The organism is Desulfovibrio sp. 1214_IL3152 (assembly GCF_036763055.1).
Lineage (GTDB): Bacteria > Desulfobacterota > Desulfovibrionia > Desulfovibrionales > Desulfovibrionaceae > Desulfovibrio.
On sequence record NZ_JBAIYW010000548.1, the window covers coordinates 1 to 1,483 of the forward strand.

Annotated in this window: 2 protein-coding genes; both read right to left on the reverse strand. The window is 61.2% G+C overall.

What is annotated here, in order from left to right; genetic code table 11:
• The coding region (locus V6C07_RS11575) for a 2-oxoacid:acceptor oxidoreductase family protein (RefSeq protein ID WP_333536635.1) at positions 1-150 on the reverse strand (150 nt) is incomplete at its 3' end.
• A gap of 10 nt (positions 151-160) precedes the next feature.
• A partial coding sequence (locus V6C07_RS11580) for a thiamine pyrophosphate-dependent enzyme (RefSeq protein WP_333536634.1) occupies positions 161-1,483 on the reverse strand: 1,323 nt, incomplete at its 5' end.

Genomic DNA, 1,483 nt, shown 5'->3' on the forward strand with positions numbered 1-1,483 from the left:
CTGGGCCATGCCGTGCACTTCGCCTGCCACCACATCCAGACCGGCCTCAAGAGCCGTACGGGCCAGCAGGGTCGTGGCCGTAAGGGTTCCCTGACCGCCCACGCCGGTAAAATAAACGCGCATGCGCTTCTGCTTGTTCTGCATAGTCATTGTCTTTCACCTATCCCTGACGCTTGCGCGCCTTGAAAGCCCCGGGGGCCACCTGCAAACACACCATGCAGCCCGTGCAGAGGGTCGCATCCACCTCCAGATTGTCGCCGTGGCGATAAAAAGCGGGGCAGGCAAGCTCCTCAAGACAGCGCATGGCTTCCGGCCCCTGCTGTGCCACTACGGCCACCTGGGGAGCAGTCTTCTTGAGCTGGCGGCGGGCATAAAGTACGCACGGTTCCTCGGTAATAAGCACACGCACGCCGGGCTTGTCCTTCATGTCCTTCAGAGCCGCCGTAAGCGCCTTGATGTTGAAGGCGCGTACCTTGGCTACTTCGGTTACGCCCATGCCGCGCACAATGGTTTCAATATCCATGTGGCTGCTCATGCCGCCGAGCACATCCTGCTGCATGCCCGGATTGGGCTGATGCCCGGTCATGGCCGTGGTTCCGTTGTCCAGAATGACCATAAGCACGTCATGCTGGTTGAAAACGGCGTTGGCGAGACCGGTCATGCCGGAATGGAAAAAGGTGGAGTCACCGATAAAAGCGATGACGGGTTTTTCCGAAGCACGGGCAAAGCCGCTGCCCGCCGAGATGGACGAACCCATGCATACCAGAAAATCAGCCGTGCGCAGGGGCGGCAGAAGCCCCAGGGTGTAGCAGCCGATGTCGCTGGAGTAATAGGCGTCATCACCGAATATCTGTCGCACCGTGTAATATACGGCGCGGTGCGAACAGCCGGGGCAGAGGTTGGGCGGGCGGCCCGGCAGGTCAGGCTCCATGCTGCGCGGTTCCCGCACGGGACAGGTTTCTTCAAACCACCGGGCCAGACGGCGCGTGACAAGCGTGGTGGAATATTCGCCCTGATGGGTGAGGATGTCGTCCTTGCCCTCAATGCTCACGGAAAGACCACGCCGCTGCACCAGAACGCGAATATCCTGCTCCAGCAGGTCCTCGCCCTCTTCCAGCACCAGAACCCGATCGCATTTATCAAGAAAAGCGCAGATTTTTTCTTCGGGCAGGGGCCAGGTCATGCCCAGTTCCAGCACACGCGCGCGGCCTTCCCACCCATTGGCAGCCAGCGCGTCAGCCAGATAGTTGCGCGAAACGCCGCTGGTGACGATGCCCAGCCGCGTAGAGCCGTCAGGTTCGGCAATCGTGTTGAAGGAACTTTCTTCCGCTGCCTGCCGGGCGCGGGCCATCAGTTCGTCCAGAACCATGTGCCGCCTGCGGGCCACGGCAGGTACGGGAACAAAACGGGCGGGATCACGCTGAAAATCCTTTTTGGGCTGCGGCTCGGGCAAGGCGTCAAAGTCCACAGGGCCGCGCAGATG